The organism is Stenotrophomonas sp. TWI1149 (assembly GCF_039673155.1).
Taxonomy (GTDB): Bacteria; Pseudomonadota; Gammaproteobacteria; order Xanthomonadales; family Xanthomonadaceae; genus Stenotrophomonas; species Stenotrophomonas maltophilia_AA.
In genome coordinates this window covers 109847-125229 of the sequence record NZ_JBDJLB010000001.1, presented here as the reverse complement: position 1 = coordinate 125229, position 15383 = coordinate 109847, and the positions used below count along the sequence as shown (strand labels likewise).

General features: G+C 67.9%; 19 protein-coding genes. 7 read left to right on the top strand and 12 right to left on the bottom strand.

The window, feature by feature from the left end:
* Positions 1–9 precede the first annotated feature (9 nt).
* The 3 genes from lptC to ABE424_RS00570 are packed head-to-tail and all read right to left on the bottom strand — an operon-like array spanning position 10 to position 2160.
* Entirely contained in the window at positions 10–570 is a 561-nt protein-coding gene (gene lptC / locus ABE424_RS00580; RefSeq protein ID WP_346492548.1) for an LPS export ABC transporter periplasmic protein LptC, read from the bottom strand.
* The gene (locus tag ABE424_RS00575; protein ID WP_179460947.1) at positions 567–1115 is read right to left on the bottom strand and encodes an HAD hydrolase family protein; all 549 of its coding nucleotides are present in this window, start codon (positions 1113–1115) and stop codon (positions 567–569) included. Before ABE424_RS00575 ends, lptC begins: the two co-directional genes overlap by 4 nt.
* A 43-nt stretch (positions 1116–1158) precedes the next feature.
* Positions 1159–2160: a KpsF/GutQ family sugar-phosphate isomerase gene (locus ABE424_RS00570; protein ID WP_346492547.1), complete on the bottom strand. Its 1002-nt coding sequence runs from the start codon at positions 2158–2160 to the stop codon at positions 1159–1161.
* A 53-nt stretch (positions 2161–2213) separates the two neighbouring features.
* On the opposite strand from ABE424_RS00570, the gene ABE424_RS00565 reads away from it, so the two are divergent.
* Genes ABE424_RS00565 through ABE424_RS00555 form a run of 3 tightly spaced genes read left to right on the top strand, consistent with a single transcriptional unit; the run spans position 2214 to position 4073 of the window.
* Positions 2214–2447 carry a BolA family protein gene (locus tag ABE424_RS00565; RefSeq protein WP_176990835.1) on the top strand — a complete coding sequence of 78 codons (234 nt, stop codon included), beginning with the start codon at positions 2214–2216 and terminating at the stop codon, positions 2445–2447.
* A 46-nt stretch (positions 2448–2493) separates the two neighbouring features.
* Positions 2494–3768: a UDP-N-acetylglucosamine 1-carboxyvinyltransferase gene (gene murA / locus ABE424_RS00560; protein ID WP_176990834.1), complete on the top strand. Its 1275-nt coding sequence runs from the start codon at positions 2494–2496 to the stop codon at positions 3766–3768.
* Positions 3765–4073 carry an EF-hand domain-containing protein gene (locus ABE424_RS00555; RefSeq protein WP_176990833.1) on the top strand — a complete coding sequence of 103 codons (309 nt, stop codon included), beginning with the start codon at positions 3765–3767 and terminating at the stop codon, positions 4071–4073. The genes murA and ABE424_RS00555 overlap by 4 nt, the downstream gene beginning before the upstream one ends.
* A 33-nt stretch (positions 4074–4106) precedes the next feature.
* Here the strand turns inward: ABE424_RS00555 and ABE424_RS00550 are convergent, their stop codons facing one another.
* From ABE424_RS00550 to purM, 5 genes are all read right to left on the bottom strand, one after another.
* Complete coding sequence (locus ABE424_RS00550) at positions 4107–4790, bottom strand: DUF3108 domain-containing protein (protein ID WP_176990832.1); 684 nt, start codon at positions 4788–4790, stop codon at positions 4107–4109.
* Positions 4791–4792: 2 nt separating this feature from the next.
* Positions 4793–5569 carry a DUF3108 domain-containing protein gene (locus ABE424_RS00545; RefSeq protein WP_346492546.1) on the bottom strand — a complete coding sequence of 259 codons (777 nt, stop codon included), beginning with the start codon at positions 5567–5569 and terminating at the stop codon, positions 4793–4795.
* 67 nt (positions 5570–5636) lie between these two features.
* Positions 5637–6290: a phosphoribosylglycinamide formyltransferase gene (gene purN, locus ABE424_RS00540; protein WP_346492545.1), complete on the bottom strand. Its 654-nt coding sequence runs from the start codon at positions 6288–6290 to the stop codon at positions 5637–5639.
* Positions 6287–6769 carry a hypothetical protein gene (locus ABE424_RS00535; RefSeq protein ID WP_346492544.1) on the bottom strand — a complete coding sequence of 161 codons (483 nt, stop codon included), beginning with the start codon at positions 6767–6769 and terminating at the stop codon, positions 6287–6289. The genes purN and ABE424_RS00535 overlap by 4 nt, the downstream gene beginning before the upstream one ends.
* An 8-nt stretch (positions 6770–6777) precedes the next feature.
* Complete coding sequence (purM, locus tag ABE424_RS00530) at positions 6778–7833, bottom strand: phosphoribosylformylglycinamidine cyclo-ligase (protein WP_346492543.1); 1056 nt, start codon at positions 7831–7833, stop codon at positions 6778–6780.
* A gap of 108 nt (positions 7834–7941) precedes the next feature.
* Here purM and ABE424_RS00525 point away from each other — a divergent pair, with 108 nt between their 5' ends.
* From ABE424_RS00525 to hda, 3 genes are read left to right on the top strand one after another with little or no spacing between them, the layout of a single operon-like run.
* The gene (locus ABE424_RS00525) at positions 7942–9060 is read left to right on the top strand and encodes a DUF2066 domain-containing protein (RefSeq protein ID WP_241696618.1); all 1119 of its coding nucleotides are present in this window, start codon (positions 7942–7944) and stop codon (positions 9058–9060) included.
* The gene (locus ABE424_RS00520; protein WP_346479511.1) at positions 9057–10229 is read left to right on the top strand and encodes an AI-2E family transporter; all 1173 of its coding nucleotides are present in this window, start codon (positions 9057–9059) and stop codon (positions 10227–10229) included. Before ABE424_RS00525 ends, ABE424_RS00520 begins: the two co-directional genes overlap by 4 nt.
* Positions 10226–10936 carry a DnaA regulatory inactivator Hda gene (gene hda, locus ABE424_RS00515; protein ID WP_176990827.1) on the top strand — a complete coding sequence of 237 codons (711 nt, stop codon included), beginning with the start codon at positions 10226–10228 and terminating at the stop codon, positions 10934–10936. The genes ABE424_RS00520 and hda overlap by 4 nt, the downstream gene beginning before the upstream one ends.
* A gap of 8 nt (positions 10937–10944) precedes the next feature.
* Here the strand turns inward: hda and murU are convergent, their stop codons facing one another.
* The 4 genes from murU to ABE424_RS00495 are packed head-to-tail and all read right to left on the bottom strand — an operon-like array spanning position 10945 to position 14553.
* Positions 10945–11649 carry an N-acetylmuramate alpha-1-phosphate uridylyltransferase MurU gene (gene murU, locus ABE424_RS00510; protein WP_346492542.1) on the bottom strand — a complete coding sequence of 235 codons (705 nt, stop codon included), beginning with the start codon at positions 11647–11649 and terminating at the stop codon, positions 10945–10947.
* Positions 11646–12671, bottom strand: coding sequence for a phosphotransferase (locus ABE424_RS00505; protein WP_346492541.1), 1026 nt, complete (start codon positions 12669–12671; stop codon positions 11646–11648). The genes murU and ABE424_RS00505 overlap by 4 nt, the downstream gene beginning before the upstream one ends.
* Before the next feature lie 58 nt (positions 12672–12729).
* Complete coding sequence (locus tag ABE424_RS00500) at positions 12730–12999, bottom strand: GlsB/YeaQ/YmgE family stress response membrane protein (protein ID WP_176990824.1); 270 nt, start codon at positions 12997–12999, stop codon at positions 12730–12732.
* A 60-nt stretch (positions 13000–13059) separates the two neighbouring features.
* Complete coding sequence (locus ABE424_RS00495) at positions 13060–14553, bottom strand: M20 family metallopeptidase (RefSeq protein ID WP_346479514.1); 1494 nt, start codon at positions 14551–14553, stop codon at positions 13060–13062.
* A gap of 253 nt (positions 14554–14806) precedes the next feature.
* Here ABE424_RS00495 and ABE424_RS00490 point away from each other — a divergent pair, with 253 nt between their 5' ends.
* On the top strand, positions 14807–15082 hold the full coding sequence (locus ABE424_RS00490) for a ComEA family DNA-binding protein (protein WP_179461006.1): 276 nt from the start codon (positions 14807–14809) through the stop codon (positions 15080–15082).
* Positions 15083–15383 lie beyond the last annotated feature (301 nt).

The following is a 15383-nucleotide window of genomic DNA, read 5'->3' as shown; positions in this document are numbered from 1 at the left end:
TGCCGTGGCTCAGCGCTGGGGCGTGTAACGGCCCTTGGCCTGGCTCAGGAAATGGTAGGTCTTGGTTTTGGAATCCAGCTCGAAACCAACGCCGGACTGGCTCATGCCCGGGCGGGTCATGGTGACCAGGGCATCGGTCTTGGCGCGGCTTTCGTTCGGGAAAACATCCAGGTGATCGGTGCGGAAGGTGGTGGGCGGCACGCTGGCGATCTTCGGGCTGTCGCCGCTGACGTTGCCGACCAGCTTCAGCTGATCGCCCTTCGCGCTGACCCAGCCGGTATCACTGCGCAGTTCCCAGTGATTGCCGTCCTGATCGGGCAGCAGGAACAGGGGCGTGGTGATGTTCATCGTCTCATCGCTGCGCGCACGTTCCAGCAGCGGGGCGCGCAGGGTGGTGGATTCCTTGCCCTGTTCGTCCAGCGCCACGATCTGGAAATCATGCAGCACGTAATCCTTGGTGGCGTCGTCCCCCACCTCGGCCGTGCCTTTGTCGCGATCATGCAGCGCCAGCCAGCCGGTGAAGGCGGCAGCCACCAGCAGACCGATGCCGAGAGCGGTACGCATGTTCATGCGCCGAACCTCGCCAGCACCGCGTCCACATGGCCCTGCGCGGCCAGCAGCACATCGCAGAGCTCGCGCGCCGCGCCCTGGCCGCCGTCGCTGCGGGTCTGCCAGTGCACGCGTTCGGCGATCCACGGGTGGGCGTTGGCCGGGGCGACCGCCAGGCCGACCGCGCACAGCGGCGCCAGGTCGGGCAGGTCATCGCCCATGAAGGCCACCTGGTCCAGGCCGATGCCGTGCTGCCCGCACAGCGCCTTGACGCTGGCCAGCTTGTCGCCGACCGCGATCTGGGTATCGATGCCCAGGTCCGCGCCGCGCCGGAGCGCGGACTGGCTGTTGCGCGCGGTGATCAGCACCGGGTGGATACCCTGCTGCTGCAGTAGTTTCAGGCCGAGTCCGTCCTGCACGTAATACGCCTTGCTCTCGTTGCCGTCCTTGTCGTAGTAGAGCCGACCGTCGGTGAGCGTGCCGTCCACGTCGAAGCAGGCCAGCCGGATACGGCCGGCGGCGGCATGCAGGTGGGACGGAAAACCGGGCAACGGGGAGTAAGGCATCGTCTGGGGGGAGCTCAGCTGAATGGAGGAAGACAACTGTGGTTTAAACCACCCTGGCCCGCAACAGGTCATGAATGTTGAGTGCGCCGACCAGGTGGCCCTCGGCATCGACCACCAGCAGGCCGGTGATCTTGTGGGCTTCCATCAGCTGCGCCGCCTCGGCGGCCAGCTGATCGGCGCCGATCGTGCGCGGGCCACGGGTCATCACATCGGCGATCCGCGCGCTGCGCACGTCCAGGTCGGTATCCAGCGCGCGGCGCAGGTCGCCATCGGTGAACAGACCGATCAGGCGGTTGTCCGCATCCACCACGGCGGTCATGCCCAGGCGCTTGCGGCTCATTTCCACCAGGGCCTCGCTGAGGCTGGCATCGACGCCCACGCGCGGCAGCTCATCGCCGCTATGCATGACATCGGTGATGTGCAGCAGCAGGCGGCGGCCCAGGCTGCCGGCCGGGTGCGAACGCGCGAAATCGTCGGCGGTGAAGCCGCGGGCATCCAGCAGGGCCACGGCCAGCGCATCGCCCATGGCCAGCGAGGCGGTGGTGCTGGAGGTCGGGGCCAGGGCCAGCGGGCAGGCCTCGGCCGGCACGCTGACATCCAGGTGAACGTCGGCGGCGGTGGCCAGGCTGGACTGCGGCCGCCCGGTCATCGCGATCAGGCGGTTGCCCTGGCGCTTGAGCACCGGCAGCAGCATCAGCAGCTCGTCGGACTCGCCCGAGTAGGACAGCGCCAGCACCACGTCGGCGCTGGTGATCATGCCCAGGTCGCCATGCCCGGCTTCACCGGGATGCACGTAGAAGGCCGGGGTCCCGGTCGAGGCCAGCGTGGCGGCGATCTTGCGCGCCACATGGCCGGACTTGCCCATCCCGGTGGCGACCACGCGGCCCTTGCTCAGCAGCATCAGCTGGCAGGCCTGGCTGAACGCTTCGCCCAGCCGGTCGGCGACCGCGCCCAGCGCATCGCGCTCGATCTCGAACACGCGGCGGCCGCTGGCGACCAGTGCCGCCGCGTCGGCCGGATGGGGGAGTTGGGGCGAGACAGCCATGCGAGCGCCACGTGGAAGAGTAGAATGAGCGCTCATTTTATTAGGAAAGCCCGTTGGACGCCGAGACCATCCGCAATCTGATCGAAACCGGCCTGCCTGGCGCCCGCGCGGACGTGCAGGGTGACGACGGCGTGCACTTCGAGGCCACCGTGGTCTGCGACGCCTTTGCCGGCAAAATGCCGCTGGCGCGCCACCGCATGGTCTACGCGACCCTGGGCGATCTGATGGGCGGGGCGATCCACGCGCTGGCGCTGAAGACCGTCACCCCGGCCGAAGCCGGTCGGTAAGCCGACCCACCAAGCCCCCCCTTCTTTTTCTTATTGCGCAGACTCCATGGCCAAGATCGTAGTGACCGGCGGCAAGCCGCTGCACGGTGAAGTGAACATTTCCGGCGCCAAGAACGCTGTCCTCCCCATCCTGTGCGCCACCCTGCTGGCCGATGCGCCGGTGGAGATCACCAACGTGCCCCACCTGCACGACGTGGTCACCACCGTGAAGCTGCTCGGCGAGCTGGGTGCCAAGGTCACCATCGACCAGGGCACCCTGTCGCGCGGCAGTGCGATCGTGGTCGACCCGCGTTCGGTGGACCAGCACGTGGCCCCGTACGAGCTGGTCAAGACCATGCGCGCCTCGATCCTGGTGCTGGGCCCGCTGTTGGCCCGCTTCGGCGCGGCCGAAGTGTCGCTGCCGGGCGGCTGCGCGATCGGTTCGCGTCCGGTTGACCAGCACATCAAGGGCCTGCAGGCCCTGGGGGCGGAAATCACCGTCGAGAACGGCTTCATCAAAGCCCAGGCCAAGCGCCTGAAAGGTGCGCACTTCACCTTCGACATGGTCAGCGTCACCGGCACCGAGAACGTGCTGATGGCCGCCGTGCTGGCCGAAGGCACCACCGTGCTGGACAACGCGGCGATGGAACCGGAAGTCACCGACCTGGCGCACTGCCTGATCGCGCTCGGTGCGAAGATCGAAGGCCTCGGCACCGCCCGCCTGGTGATCGAAGGCGTGGAGAAGCTCTCCGGCGGCCGTCATGAAGTGCTGCCCGACCGCATCGAAACCGGCACCTTCCTGGTGGCCGCGGCGATGACCGGCGGCAAGGTCACGGTCAACCGCGCGCGCCCGAACACCATGGATGCGGTGCTGTCCAAGCTGGTCGAGGCCGGTGCGAAGATCGAGACCACCGAAGACAGCATCACCCTGGACATGGAAGGCAAGCGCCCGCGCGCGGTCAACCTGACCACCGCGCCGTACCCGGCGTTCCCGACCGACATGCAGGCGCAGTTCATGGCGCTCAACTGCGTGGCCGACGGGGTGGGCGTGATCAACGAGACGATCTTCGAAAACCGTTTCATGCACGTCAACGAACTGCTGCGCCTGGGCGCGGACATCCAGGTCGAAGGGCATACCGCGATCGTGCGCGGCACCGAACAGCTCAGCGGTGCGCCGGTGATGGCGACCGACCTGCGCGCATCGGCCTCGCTGATCCTGGCGGGCCTGATGGCCGAGGGGGATACCACCATCGATCGCATCTACCACCTGGACCGCGGCTACGAGAACATCGAAGAGAAGCTGTCTTCGCTGGGCGCCACCATCCGGCGCGTCGCGGCATGATCCTGCGCGGCCGGTTCACCCGCCGCCGCAAGGCGCTGCTGGTCCTGGTGCTGATCGTGCTGGCGTGGCTGGGCTATGCCTGGTACGCCGGCATCGCGATCACCCAGGGCATCCAGCAGGAAGACATGGACTGGAACGCGGACGGCACGGTCAGCCGTACCGAGGTGTTCCAGTCGTTCTATGCGGTCGGCGTGGAGAAGAAGGTCGACGGCAACCGCCACTGCAGCACCTACTACTGGCGCGACACGCGCCAGCAGATCCGGGTGGACTGCAGGACGGTGTTCGGCGAAGCCAAGCCGGAATGAAAAAACGCCCGCGCAAGCGGGCGTTTTTCTTGGTCAGTTCATGCCCTTGATCGTCAGATCCAGCGCATCCTTGCCGCTCTCACGCTGCAGCAGGCGCGCCGGCACCGGGAACTCCGGCACGATCCAGGCGATCAGTTCCTTGTTGCCATCCACGCGCGACACCTTGGTCGCGTCGTAGGACTTGCCGCCCACCGTGATCTTTTCCTTGCCGACCACCTTGTAGGACATCGGCTTGATCCGGCCTTCGTCGACCATGCGGTAATTCAGCGGCTTGCCGGCGGCCAGGTCGCGCGCGATCGCCAGGTTGATCAGCAGGGCATCCATGTCACCGGCCTTGAGCGCGACCGGACCACGGCGGTCCGGCTTCACGTCGCCGGTCCAGGTGGCCTGGTTGCTGCTCCAGTTGTAGGTGGCATCCACGTTGCGCTTCTTGACCAGCAGCACCGAGCGGTCGTTGCTGCTCAGCGGGCGCAGGCGGCCGTTGGCTTCCTCGAACACGGTGTTCTGGCTGAGGTCGGCCAGCTGGTTCTTGACGTTGAGGCTGTAACGCCACTTGTTGGCGCCTTCGCTGGTGAGGGTCATGGTGCCGTTGGCCTGCATGCCCATGTAGCTGGCCTGGTAATCGGCCTTGAACGGCTGCAGTGCCATCGCGGGCAGGCTCACCACGGCAAGCGCGCCAGCGGCGATCCAGGTCAGCGGACGATTCAGTGTGGTCATGCTCAGACTCCTTGGTATTCGATCAGGCGCAGATCAATCCGATCTTCGCCGTCTTCGCGTTGCAGGATGCGCACCGGCGTGGGGACACCGTTGGCGATCCAGAGGATGGTTTCGTCATTGCCGCCGTTGGTGCGATACACCCGCAGCGCGTTGTAGGACAGATCGCCGACCGGCACGGTTTCGGTGTCCGGCGCGGCCTGGTAGTCGTGCTGGCGGACGCGGCCCACGTCCACATAGCGGTAATGCATCTGCCCGCCGGGGCGGGCGTCGCGCATGATCGCCAGGTTCAGCAGCAGCGCGCTCTGGTCGCCGGGCTGCAGCGGAATCGGCTGGCGGCGTTCCTTCTTCAGGTCGCCCAGCCACTGCGCGGTGCCGGCCTTCCAGTCGTAGGTGCCGGTGACCTTCTTGCCGAGGAACAGGCCTTTGCGCACCGTGCTCTGGCTCAGCGGCACATAGGTGCCGTTGCGGTTCTCGAAGACGGTGCTCTGTTCCAGGTTCAGCCCGAGCACGCTGGCAAAGCCGCTGCGGCCGATCACCTGCATGTCCACGCGCCACTGGTCGCCGCCGGTGTGGGTGACGCGCATGGTCGCATCGCCGGCCTGCTTGCCCTTGTAGAGGGCCTGGTAGGTGGCGGTGAACGGCTGCAGCGGCGGCGCCTCCCAGTCCATGGCAGGCAACGCGGGCAGCGGTGGCGTGGGCGTCTCCTGCGCGTGGGCAAGAGCAGCGGTGCACAGCAGGGATGCCATCAGCAGCACGGGCTTGAACACAGGCGTTCTCATGCGGGCCGGTCGGTGGAGGAGGGGAAAGAATGCCAGCGCCGGGATCAGCGGCGCGTGTGCGCGGCGCTTATCGGTTCAGCTGTCCGGCGCAATCTAGGCGCAGCGGGCTAAACAGGGGGTGACCATCGAGCTGGAGCTGACCTGCCTGTTCAGTTACGCGGCCGCTGACCAGCAGCGAGAGGCTCGCAATCAGCAGCGGATGCTCCACCGCCAGCACCCGCAGGGCCAGCGCTTCGGCGGTGTCGCCCGACCGCACGGGCACCCGGGCCTGGGCCAGCACGGTGCCGGCATCGAGTTCGGGCACCACGAAGTGCACGCTGGCGCCGTGCTCGGCATCACCGGCCTCTAGCGCGCGGGCATGGGTGTGCAGGCCCTTGTACAGCGGCAGCAACGAGGGATGGATATTGACCAGGCGCCCGTCGAAACGCGCCACGAAGGCCGGCCCGAGGATGCGCATGTAGCCGGCGCAGACGATCCAGTCCGGGGCGAAGGCCTCCAATGCCTCGGCCATCGCCGCGTCGAAGGCGGCGCGGTCGGCGAAGTCCCTGGGCGAGCGTGCCCAGCGCTGCGCCGGGCCGACCTTGAGCAGGGCCGAGGCCTCGGGTTTGTCCGAAAGCACGGCCACAACCTGCGCATCCAGCCGCTGCGCGGCGATGGCGTCGAGGATGGCCTGCAGATTGCTGCCCCGGCCGGAGGCGAGTACGGCGATACGGCTGCTCATGCGGTTTCGAAGGCTGCCTTGACGGCCGGGCGTGACAGCACCACTAGGGTGAACACCCCCAGCGCGGTGCCGAACGGCATGAAGATGCAGGCGATGCCGGCCACGACCATGCACAGCAGGTAGCGTCGGCGCTGCGCCAGGCAGCGCCCGGCGTAGGCCATGTAGCCGGCCAGGACCAGTCCGGTCGCGCAGCCGAGGCCGCCGATCAGCACGAACACCCAGCCGATCAGGCGCGGATCGAACGGCGGCGGCGCCTCACCGGGCGCCAGCGGCGTCGGCGCGGCGAACATCACCGCCAGCCCCATCAGCAGGTAGATCAGCGGGAACAGCGAGAACAGGGCGGTCAGGCCCGCCACCACATAGTGGAAGACCGACAGCAACTGCAGCTGCGAGGTGTCACCCGCGGTGGCCGGCAGGGCCGGCGCCGCTGCGACGGGCAGCGACGGCGGTTGAGCAGCGGCCTCCGGGCGGGGCTCCATGACCGGGCTCAGCCGATCTTGACGCGTTCGGCGCCGTCGGCGGTGGTCACTTGACCGATCGTCCAGTGCTCCAGGCCCTGCGCGGCCACGGCCGCACTGACCGCGGCGACCTGCTCGGCGGCCACGATCAGCACGAAGCCGATGCCGCAGTTGAAGGTGCGCCACATTTCGCTGTCGGCCACGGCGCCTTCCTTCTGCAGCCACTGGAAGACCGGCGGCAGGGTCCAGGCATTGGCCTGGATGTCCAGCCCCAGGCCCTCGGGCACCACGCGGATGATGTTCTCGGTCAGGCCGCCACCGGTGATGTGGGCCATGCCGTGGATGGCCGCGCCGTGGGTCTTCAGCAGCGCCAGGATCGGCTTGACGTACAGGCGGGTCGGCGCCATCAGCGCATCGACCAGCTTGACCCCGCCCTCCAGCTCCAGCTCGGCCGGCTGGCCGGCGCGGTCGTAGATGCGGCGCACCAGCGAGTAGCCGTTGGAGTGCGGGCCGGAGGAGGCGATGCCGATCAGCACGTCGCCGGCCGCCACGCTGGCGCCGTCCTTCAGCTCGCTTTTCTCGACGCCGGCGACGGTGAAGCCGGCCAGGTCGTACTCGCCCGGGGCATACATGTCCGGCATTTCCGCGGTTTCACCGCCGATCAGCGCGCAACCGGCCTCGGTGCAGCCGTTGGCGATGCCGCCCACGACCGCCGCAGCGGTGTCGATGTCCAGCTTGCCGGTGGCGAAATAATCCAGGAAGAACAGCGGCTCGGCGCCCTGCACCAGCACGTCGTTCACGCACATGGCCACCAGATCGATGCCGATCGTGTCGTGGCGGCCCAGCTGTTGTGCAAGCTTCAGCTTGGTGCCCACGCCGTCCGTACCCGAGACCAGGACCGGCTCGCGGTACTTGTTGGAGAGGTCGAACAGGGCGCCGAAGCCACCCAGCCCGCCCATGACTTCCGGGCGGAAACTGCGCTTCACCAGCGGCTTGATGCGCTCGACCAGCTCATTGCCCGCGTCGATGTCGACACCGGCGTCGCGGTAGGTCAGGGGAGAGGGATGGGACGGGGAATTGGTCACGGGCGTCGGCGCTGCGCTGGGGTGAAAGCGCGATTTTAACAGGCCACGTTGGCGCGCAGGCCCTATTCGGGCAACAATTCCCCCCGGATACGCTCAATGGAAGTCCTGATGCGCCGCAGCCTCTTTTTCATGATGTTCCTCGCGTTGTGCCTGCCGGTGGCCTCGATGGCCCAGAGCGGCCTGCGCACCGAAGGCGATGTGGCCAGTGCCAGTGGCGCTTACGAGGCCGAGGTCCCGGTCAACAGCCAGGCCGATTCGGACCGCAACGGTGCCCTGGCCAGGGCGCTGGGCAATGTGCTGGCCAAACTCTCGGGCGACCGCAGCGTGATGAGCCGCCCGGGGGTGATGCAGGCCCTGCGCAATGCCAAGGATTACGTGGCCAGTTATGACTACCGCCAGGACCAGAGCACCTCGGCCGGTGGCGCGCCGAGCTACCGCACGATCCTGGTCGCCCGCTTCCGCGAGGATGACGTTGACGGCCTGATCTCGGCCCTCGGCCTGCCGCTGTGGCCGCAGCCGCGTCCCAAGCCGGTGATCTGGCTGGCCATCGACGACGGCTCCGGCCCGCGCCTGGTGACCGTCCAGCAGGCCAATGCAGCCCGCCCGCTGCTGAATCGCGCCATCGAGCGCGGCTACAAGCTGGGCCTGCCCTCGGGCAGCGCGGCCGAGCAGGCGCTGGTCGGCGCGATCTGGCGCCAGGACACCGCGTCCGTGGCCCGCGCCTCGGCGCGCTACGCCCCGCCGATGCAGCTGATCGGCAAGCTCTACCGCGATGGCAGCGGCTGGGTGGCCGACTGGGTATTCGTCGACGGTGGCAAAGAACTCAACAAGTGGACCACCAAGGACAGCGACGCCCGTCGCGCCATGGCCAGTGGCGCCGACGGTGCCGCCGATGCGCTGGTGCGCCGGTACGCCAAGGCCGGTGCCGCCACCGGTGCGGCCGGCACGTACACCATCGTGGTGCTGGGCCTGAACAGCGCCGAGGACTACATGCGCCTGGCCGCTGGCCTGCGCGAGACCGCCGTGGTCCGCAACGTCACCCCGGTGCGCGCCTCGGGTGACCGCCTGGAGCTGTCGCTGGAGATGACCACCGGCCTGGCCGGCCTGAACCGCATGCTGGGCGACAACGGCGTGATCGCGCCGACCGCGCCGCTGCCGGTGCCGATCGATGAAACCAGTCCCTCGGCCCTGCCGCCGCCTGCCAGCAACGAGTACCGCCTGCGATGATCCTCACCCCCGAAGCAGAAATCGCGCAGTTCCTCCGACGGTTGAAATTCGTACTGGTGGCGCTTTTCGCCGGATGGGTGATCTGGCTGCTCGGCCCGATCCTGACGCCGTTCGTGCTGGCGTTGGCGCTGGCATGGCTGGGCGACCCGCTGGTCGACCGGATCGAGGCCACCGGCCGCTCGCGCAACACCGGCGTGGTGCTGGTGTTCGTGGCCATGATCCTGCTGATCACCGCCGCGCTGCTGATCCTGGTGCCGATGATCGAACGCCAGATCGCCACCCTGGTGGCGGCGATCCCGCAGGCACAGCAGTGGCTGATGGAGAAAGGCATCCCGTGGTTCGAGCAGAAGACCGGGCTGGAGATCATGCAGTGGATGGACCCGGACCGCCTGATCGAATGGGTGCGCAGCCACTGGCAGCAGGCCGGCGGGTTCGCCAAGACCTTCTTCGGCTACGTGCAGCGCTCGGGCTTCACCATGGTCACGTGGGTGGTCAACCTCCTGCTGCTGCCGATCCTGGCGTTCTACTTCCTGCGCGACTGGGACAAGCTGGTCGAGCGCGTGGCCTCGATGATTCCGCGCAACCATGTCGGCACCATCACCAAGCTGGCGCGTGAGTCGGACGAGGTGCTCGGTGCGTTCATCCGTGGCCAGTTCCTGGTGATGATCGCGCTGGGCGTGGTGTACGCCGCGGGCCTGTCGCTGGTCGGCCTGAAGCTGGGCCTGTTGATCGGCCTGGTTGCCGGCCTGATCAGCTTCATCCCGTACCTGGGCGCGACCACCGGCATCGTGATGGCGGTGGCGGCGGCACTGGTACAGGCGCAGGGCTTCGATCTGAAGCTGCTGATCCTGGTCGGCGTGGTGTTCACCGTGGGCCAGCTGCTGGAAAGCTACGTGCTGACCCCGCGCATCGTCGGTGACAAGATCGGCCTGCACCCGGTGGCGGTGATCTTCGCAGTGATGGCCGGTGGCCAGTTGTTCGGCTTCCTCGGCATGCTGCTGGCGCTGCCGGTGGCGGCGGTCAGCAACGTGCTGCTGCGTTACGCGCACCAGCGCTATCGCCAGAGCGATCTGTATGCCGGTGAAAAGTCGGCGATCGTGCTCGATGCCTATGTCGACAAGCCCGAGATCGTGATCGTGGGCAACCCGAAGGGGCCGGACGCGCAGTGAGTGTCGTTCCGCAGTTGCCGCTTGCCCTGCGCTACCCGCAGGACGAGCGGTTGGAGACGTTCATCGGTGCGCCGGATGGTGCGCTGGCGCAGCTGCGCGCCATTGCCGTGGGCGCCGCGCATGACTGGGTGTACCTGGAGGGCGCGCCGGGCACCGGCAAGACCCATCAGGCGCTGGCAATGTGCTCGCTGGCCGAACAGGCCGGCCGCCAGCCGACCTACCTGCCGCTGAAGGCGGTGGTGGGGCGCACGCGCGCCGCGCTGGAATCACTGGAAGGCCGCGACCTGGTCGCGCTGGATGGGCTGGATGCCGTGGCCGGGCAGCGCGACGACGAAGTGGCGCTGTTCGATTTCCACAACCGCGCGCGCGCGACGGGGATCACCCTGCTGTACACCGCGCAGCACGCACCGGACCAGCTCGGGCTGGTGTTGCCGGACCTGCGCTCACGCCTGCAGCAGTGCGTGCGCGTGGTGCTGCAGCCGCTGGACGACGAAGGCCGTGCGGCGGTGCTGCGCGAGCGTGCGGCGCGACGTGGGCTGGCGATCGATGAGGCGGCGATCGAATGGCTGCTGACCCGCACCGGTCGTGAACTGGGCAGCCTGGTCAGCCTGCTGGACTGGCTGGACCGCGAATCACTGGCGGCGCAACGCCGCATCACCGTGCCGTTCCTGCGGCAGGTTCTGGAAGACGGTCCGCACCTGTTGTAAGGGCGGGGTCAGGCGTTCAGTTCCGCATCCAGCTGTGCCAGGCGTTCGGGCGTGCCCACATCGGTCCATCGCCCGCGATGGTGCTGGCCGGTCACGCGGCCCTGCGCCATGGCGTGCCGCAGTAGCGGGGCCAGGCCGAATTGCGGCGGGGTTGCGGCGGCGCCGACGGTCGCGCCGATCACCGCGCGCCACCCGTCGATGATCGCCGGGCGGTATACGCCCACACCGGCATAGGTGAGTCGCGCGCTGTCGCCGTCATCGCTGACGCGACTATCGGCGTGCAGGATGAAATCGCCGCGCGGGTGCTGCGCGGGATTGTCGACCAGCACCAGATGCGCATCGCCGGCGGGCATACGCGGGAGCGTGGCGACATCCACATCCGTCCACACATCGCCGTTGATCACCAGGAACGGTGCCTCGCCGAGGATCGGCAGCGCGTTGAGAATGCCGCCGCCGGTTTCCAGCGGCACCGCGCCTTCGTCGATGAAGTGCAGCCGCAGGCCCCAGCGCGCACCGTCGCCGAGCGCGGGCGCGAACTGGTCGCCGAGCCACGCGGTATTGATCACCACCTCATCGATGCCGGCCGCGGCGAGCCGTTCCAGGTGCCAGACGATCAGCGGCTTGCCACCGGCGACCAGCAGCGGCTTGGGCGTGTGCAGGGTCAGCGGGCGCATGCGCTCGCCCTTGCCGGCCGAGAAGATCATCGCTTTCATGGGCGCGCCAGCACCGGCTCGGCGATGTGGGCCAGGGCCGGTTTGATCCGCAGCTCGAACAGGGCGTGCAGCGGTGCCAGTTCGGGATGGCGGGGCAGCACCTCGTCGAGATACTGGATGAAACGGGGGGCGTCCTCGAAGTAATGGCCCTTGCCATCACGGTCGCGCAGGCGCACGAACAGGCCGAGGATCTTCAGGTGCCGCTGCACGCCCATCCAGTCGGCATCACGCAGGAACTGCGGCCACGGCCGCACCGGCAGGCCGGCCGCCAGCGCTTGTGCGTGATAGCGCGCCAGCCAGGTATCCACCCGCGCGATCGGCCAGCTCAGGAACGCGTCCTTGAACAGGCTGACCGGGTCGTAGGCGATCGGCCCCCGCACCAGATCCTGGAAGTCCAGCACCGCCGGGCCACCGTCGATCGGCATCAGGTTGCGCGGCATGAAATCGCGGTGGGTCAGCACCTGCGGCTGCTGCAGCGCGTTGTCCATCAGCAGGCGATGCATGCGCTGCAGGTTCTCGATCTCGCCGCAGTCCAGCTCCAGGCCCAGATGACGCTGCAGGAACCATTCGTCGAACAGGCCGGCGTCGCGCTGCAGCAGCGCCTCGCCGAAGCTGCCCATGCCCTCCGGCACCGGAATCGACTGCAGCCGGATCAGCTGTTCGAACGCGGCATCGAACCAGGCATCGGCGTTGTTGGTGTCGATATGGCGGGCCAGGGTGGGGCCGCCCAGGTCTTCCAGCAGCAGGAAACCGTTGTCCTCATCGCGCGCCAGTACCTGCGGCACGCGCACGCCATGGGGCTCGAGCAGGTCGTGCATGCGCAGCCACGGCCGCACGTCCTCCAGCCCCGGCGGGGAGTCCATCACGATGTGGCTGCCGCGCGCGCTGGTGGCGCGCCAGTAGCTGCGGAAACCGGCGTCGACCGAGGCACGGTCGAGCGCGGTGGCCGGGTCGCCGAGGGCGGCGCAGGTCCACTGCCGGCGGAGTTCGGCGCGCAGCGGATCGGAAGCAGGATCGTTCATGGACGGGTACGTCGAAGCGGCGCCGGGGGGCGCGCGGGAAAGAAGAGAGGGGCGGTGCTCAGCGCTTGCTGCTGAACAGCCGGAGCACGGCCAGGACCACGACCGCGCCGAGGATGGCGCCGATGAACCCGGCGGGCTCGCCGCGCGCATACCAGCCCATGTACTGGCCGAACCAGCCGGCCAGCAGGGCGCCGACGATGCCGAGCACGATGGTCAGCAGGCAGCCCATGCGGTTGTTGCCGGGCATGAAGAAACGCCCGAGCAGGCCGACGACGAAGCCGACCAGGATGATGTAGAGCCAGCTGGTGCTGCCAAACAGTCCGTTCATGCCAAAGACGTCAGTAGAGGGTGGACGCAGCCTAGCAAGGCCAGGCTGCGTCCGCCAACGTCAGCAGCAGCCGTGGCCGCCGTGACGGGTGCCGCTGTCGGCGGCGACCGGCGAACCGCTGGTCTCGCCACGCAGGCTGGCCGCGTAATGCTCGCTGATCACCTTGGACACGCACGAGGTCACGCGCTTGCCCATCGGGATGTGCAGGAACTCGTTCGGGCCGTGGGCATTGGAGTGCGGGCCGAGCACGCCGGTGATCATGAACTGCGCGCCCGGGAACTTCTCGCCGAGCATGCCCATGAACGGGATCGAGCCGCCTTCGCCCATGTACATCGCCGGCTTGCCGAAGAAGGTCTGGCTGGCATCGTCGATCGCCTGGGTCAGCCACGGCGCCATCGCCGGAGCGTTCCAGCCGCTGGAGGCCTTTTCCAGATCCAGCTTCACTTCCGCGCCGTTCGGCGGATCGCGCAGCAGGGCTTCCTTGAGCAGCTCGCCGCAGGCCTTGCCGTCCGCGGTCGGGGGCAGGCGCAGCGACAGCTTCACCGCGGTATGCGGACGCAGCACGTTGCCGGCAGACGCCAGCGGCGGCAGGCCGTCCACACCGGTGACCGACAGCGCCGGGCGCCAGGTGCGGTTGAGCACCAGTTCGGCCAGGTCATCGTTCATCGGGCGCAGGCCGTCGACCATCGGGAATTTCTCGAAGATCGCGGTGTCCACCACTTCGGCGGCACGCTTGGCCTGTTCCTGGCGCTCGGCCGGGATCTCGACGTTCATGCCGTCGATCAGGATGCGGCCGGTGTTCTCGTCCTCGATGCGCGAGATCAGCTGGCGCAGCAGGCGGAAACTGGACGGGATCACGCCGGAGGCATCGCCGGAATGCACGCCTTCGTTGAGCACCTTGACCGAGAAGTTGCCGCCGGTCAGGCCGCGCAGCGAGGTGGTGCACCACAGCTGGTCATAGTTGGCGCAGCCCGAATCCAGGCAGACGACCAGCGACGGCTTGCCGATGCGGTCGGCCAGGTGGTCGACGTAGGCGGGCAGGTCGTAGCTGCCGGATTCTTCGCAGGCTTCGATCAGGATCACGCAGCGTGCGTGCGGCAGGCCCTGTTCCTGCAGCGCCAGCACGGCCGCCAGCGAACCGAACATCGCATAGCCGTCATCGGCGCCACCGCGGCCATACAGCTTGTCGCCGCGCAGCACCGGGATCCACGGGCCGAGATCGTCGTCCCAGCCGGTCATTTCCGGCTGCTTGTCCAGGTGGCCGTAGAGCAGGATGGTGTCGTCGCCGGTCTCGGCGCCGGAGGCCGGGATTTCCAGCAGCAGTAGCGGGGTGCGGCCTTCCAGGCGCACGACCTCGACGGTCAGGCCCGGCAGCTTCTGGGCCTTGGCCCAGGTTTCCATCAGGGTGACGGCCTGTTCCATGTAGCCGTTGGCGACCCAATCGGCGTCGAACATCGGCGATTTGTTGGGGATACGGATGTAATCGACCAATTGCGGGACGATCTCGTTGTCCCACTTTTCACTGACGAATTGGCCGAGCTTGGCGCTGTCCATCTGAACTCCGGAGTGCTTTTGACAAGTCCCGCCATTCTACGCCTGCGCTGGGGTAGGTATTTCCCTACACCACGTCGGGTGTTAGGCCTGCTGTGTGAAGGTGCCGTGGACGATAGGCTGTGTGTATGTGGCGAGGGACGCTGGAACCTTCGACAGGAGTGCCGGCAGGGGCCGGTTCCGAGCCACAAGGAGTTACACAGTGGGACCTTGGTTTTCGTGCAGGGCGCTGGTGCTGGGACTGCTGTTGAGCGGAATGGCCTTCGCGGCCGATCGGATCAACATCAATACGGCGGATGCGTCGACGCTGCAGCAGGGATTGGCGAACGTGGGGCCGATGAAGGCCGAAGCGATCGTCGCGTACCGGCGACAACACGGACCCTTCGAACGCGTCGAGGATCTGGCGCGGGTGAAGGGGATAGGGACAGCGACCGTCGAACGGAATCGACAACGGATGACGACCGGCGCCAGGCAGGCACCGGTCGAGGCACCGCCCAGGAGGGCAGCGCCGGCCTCCGTACCAAGGCGCTGAACAACAGGACGGGTCGGGACAGGCAGGACGCCGGTCACTGGTCGCCACGGCAGGACGCCGCGGCGGCACCGACAGCTGCAGGACGCAGCACGCACGGAAGCGGCGCGGAAGGATTGGCGCGGACCCACCAGGACGGTGGCATCCAGACCCCGGGAAGGGCTGAGATGGCGGAAGCATATACGGCCGAGTGCATGGAGCATGGCCGGCACCCAGACTGGGCAGGATGCACAGGGGGAAGGCGGGATGCCGACAAGGATGTATCGATTGCCCGGTCTGCACAGGGATGTGTGGCCGGGCAATT

What these genes read in the sequence shown, in the direction of transcription:
- lptC (WP_346492548.1), bottom strand. Translation starts at nt 570, where the DNA reads ATGAACATGCGTACCGCTCTCGGCATCGGTCTGCTGGTGGCTGCCGCC.
- ABE424_RS00575 (WP_179460947.1), bottom strand. Translation starts at nt 1,115, where the DNA reads ATGCCTTACTCCCCGTTGCCCGGTTTTCCGTCCCACCTGCATGCCGCC.
- ABE424_RS00570 (WP_346492547.1), bottom strand. Translation starts at nt 2,160, where the DNA reads ATGGCTGTCTCGCCCCAACTCCCCCATCCGGCCGACGCGGCGGCACTG.
- murA (WP_176990834.1), top strand. Translation starts at nt 2,494, where the DNA reads ATGGCCAAGATCGTAGTGACCGGCGGCAAGCCGCTGCACGGTGAAGTG.
- ABE424_RS00555 (WP_176990833.1), top strand. Translation starts at nt 3,765, where the DNA reads ATGATCCTGCGCGGCCGGTTCACCCGCCGCCGCAAGGCGCTGCTGGTC.
- ABE424_RS00550 (WP_176990832.1), bottom strand. Translation starts at nt 4,790, where the DNA reads ATGACCACACTGAATCGTCCGCTGACCTGGATCGCCGCTGGCGCGCTT.
- ABE424_RS00545 (WP_346492546.1), bottom strand. Translation starts at nt 5,569, where the DNA reads ATGAGAACGCCTGTGTTCAAGCCCGTGCTGCTGATGGCATCCCTGCTG.
- purN (WP_346492545.1), bottom strand. Translation starts at nt 6,290, where the DNA reads ATGAGCAGCCGTATCGCCGTACTCGCCTCCGGCCGGGGCAGCAATCTG.
- ABE424_RS00535 (WP_346492544.1), bottom strand. Translation starts at nt 6,769, where the DNA reads ATGGAGCCCCGCCCGGAGGCCGCTGCTCAACCGCCGTCGCTGCCCGTC.
- ABE424_RS00525 (WP_241696618.1), top strand. Translation starts at nt 7,942, where the DNA reads ATGCGCCGCAGCCTCTTTTTCATGATGTTCCTCGCGTTGTGCCTGCCG.
- ABE424_RS00520 (WP_346479511.1), top strand. Translation starts at nt 9,057, where the DNA reads ATGATCCTCACCCCCGAAGCAGAAATCGCGCAGTTCCTCCGACGGTTG.
- murU (WP_346492542.1), bottom strand. Translation starts at nt 11,649, where the DNA reads ATGAAAGCGATGATCTTCTCGGCCGGCAAGGGCGAGCGCATGCGCCCG.
- ABE424_RS00505 (WP_346492541.1), bottom strand. Translation starts at nt 12,671, where the DNA reads ATGAACGATCCTGCTTCCGATCCGCTGCGCGCCGAACTCCGCCGGCAG.
- ABE424_RS00500 (WP_176990824.1), bottom strand. Translation starts at nt 12,999, where the DNA reads ATGAACGGACTGTTTGGCAGCACCAGCTGGCTCTACATCATCCTGGTC.
- ABE424_RS00495 (WP_346479514.1), bottom strand. Translation starts at nt 14,553, where the DNA reads ATGGACAGCGCCAAGCTCGGCCAATTCGTCAGTGAAAAGTGGGACAAC.
- ABE424_RS00490 (WP_179461006.1), top strand. Translation starts at nt 14,807, where the DNA reads ATGGCCTTCGCGGCCGATCGGATCAACATCAATACGGCGGATGCGTCG.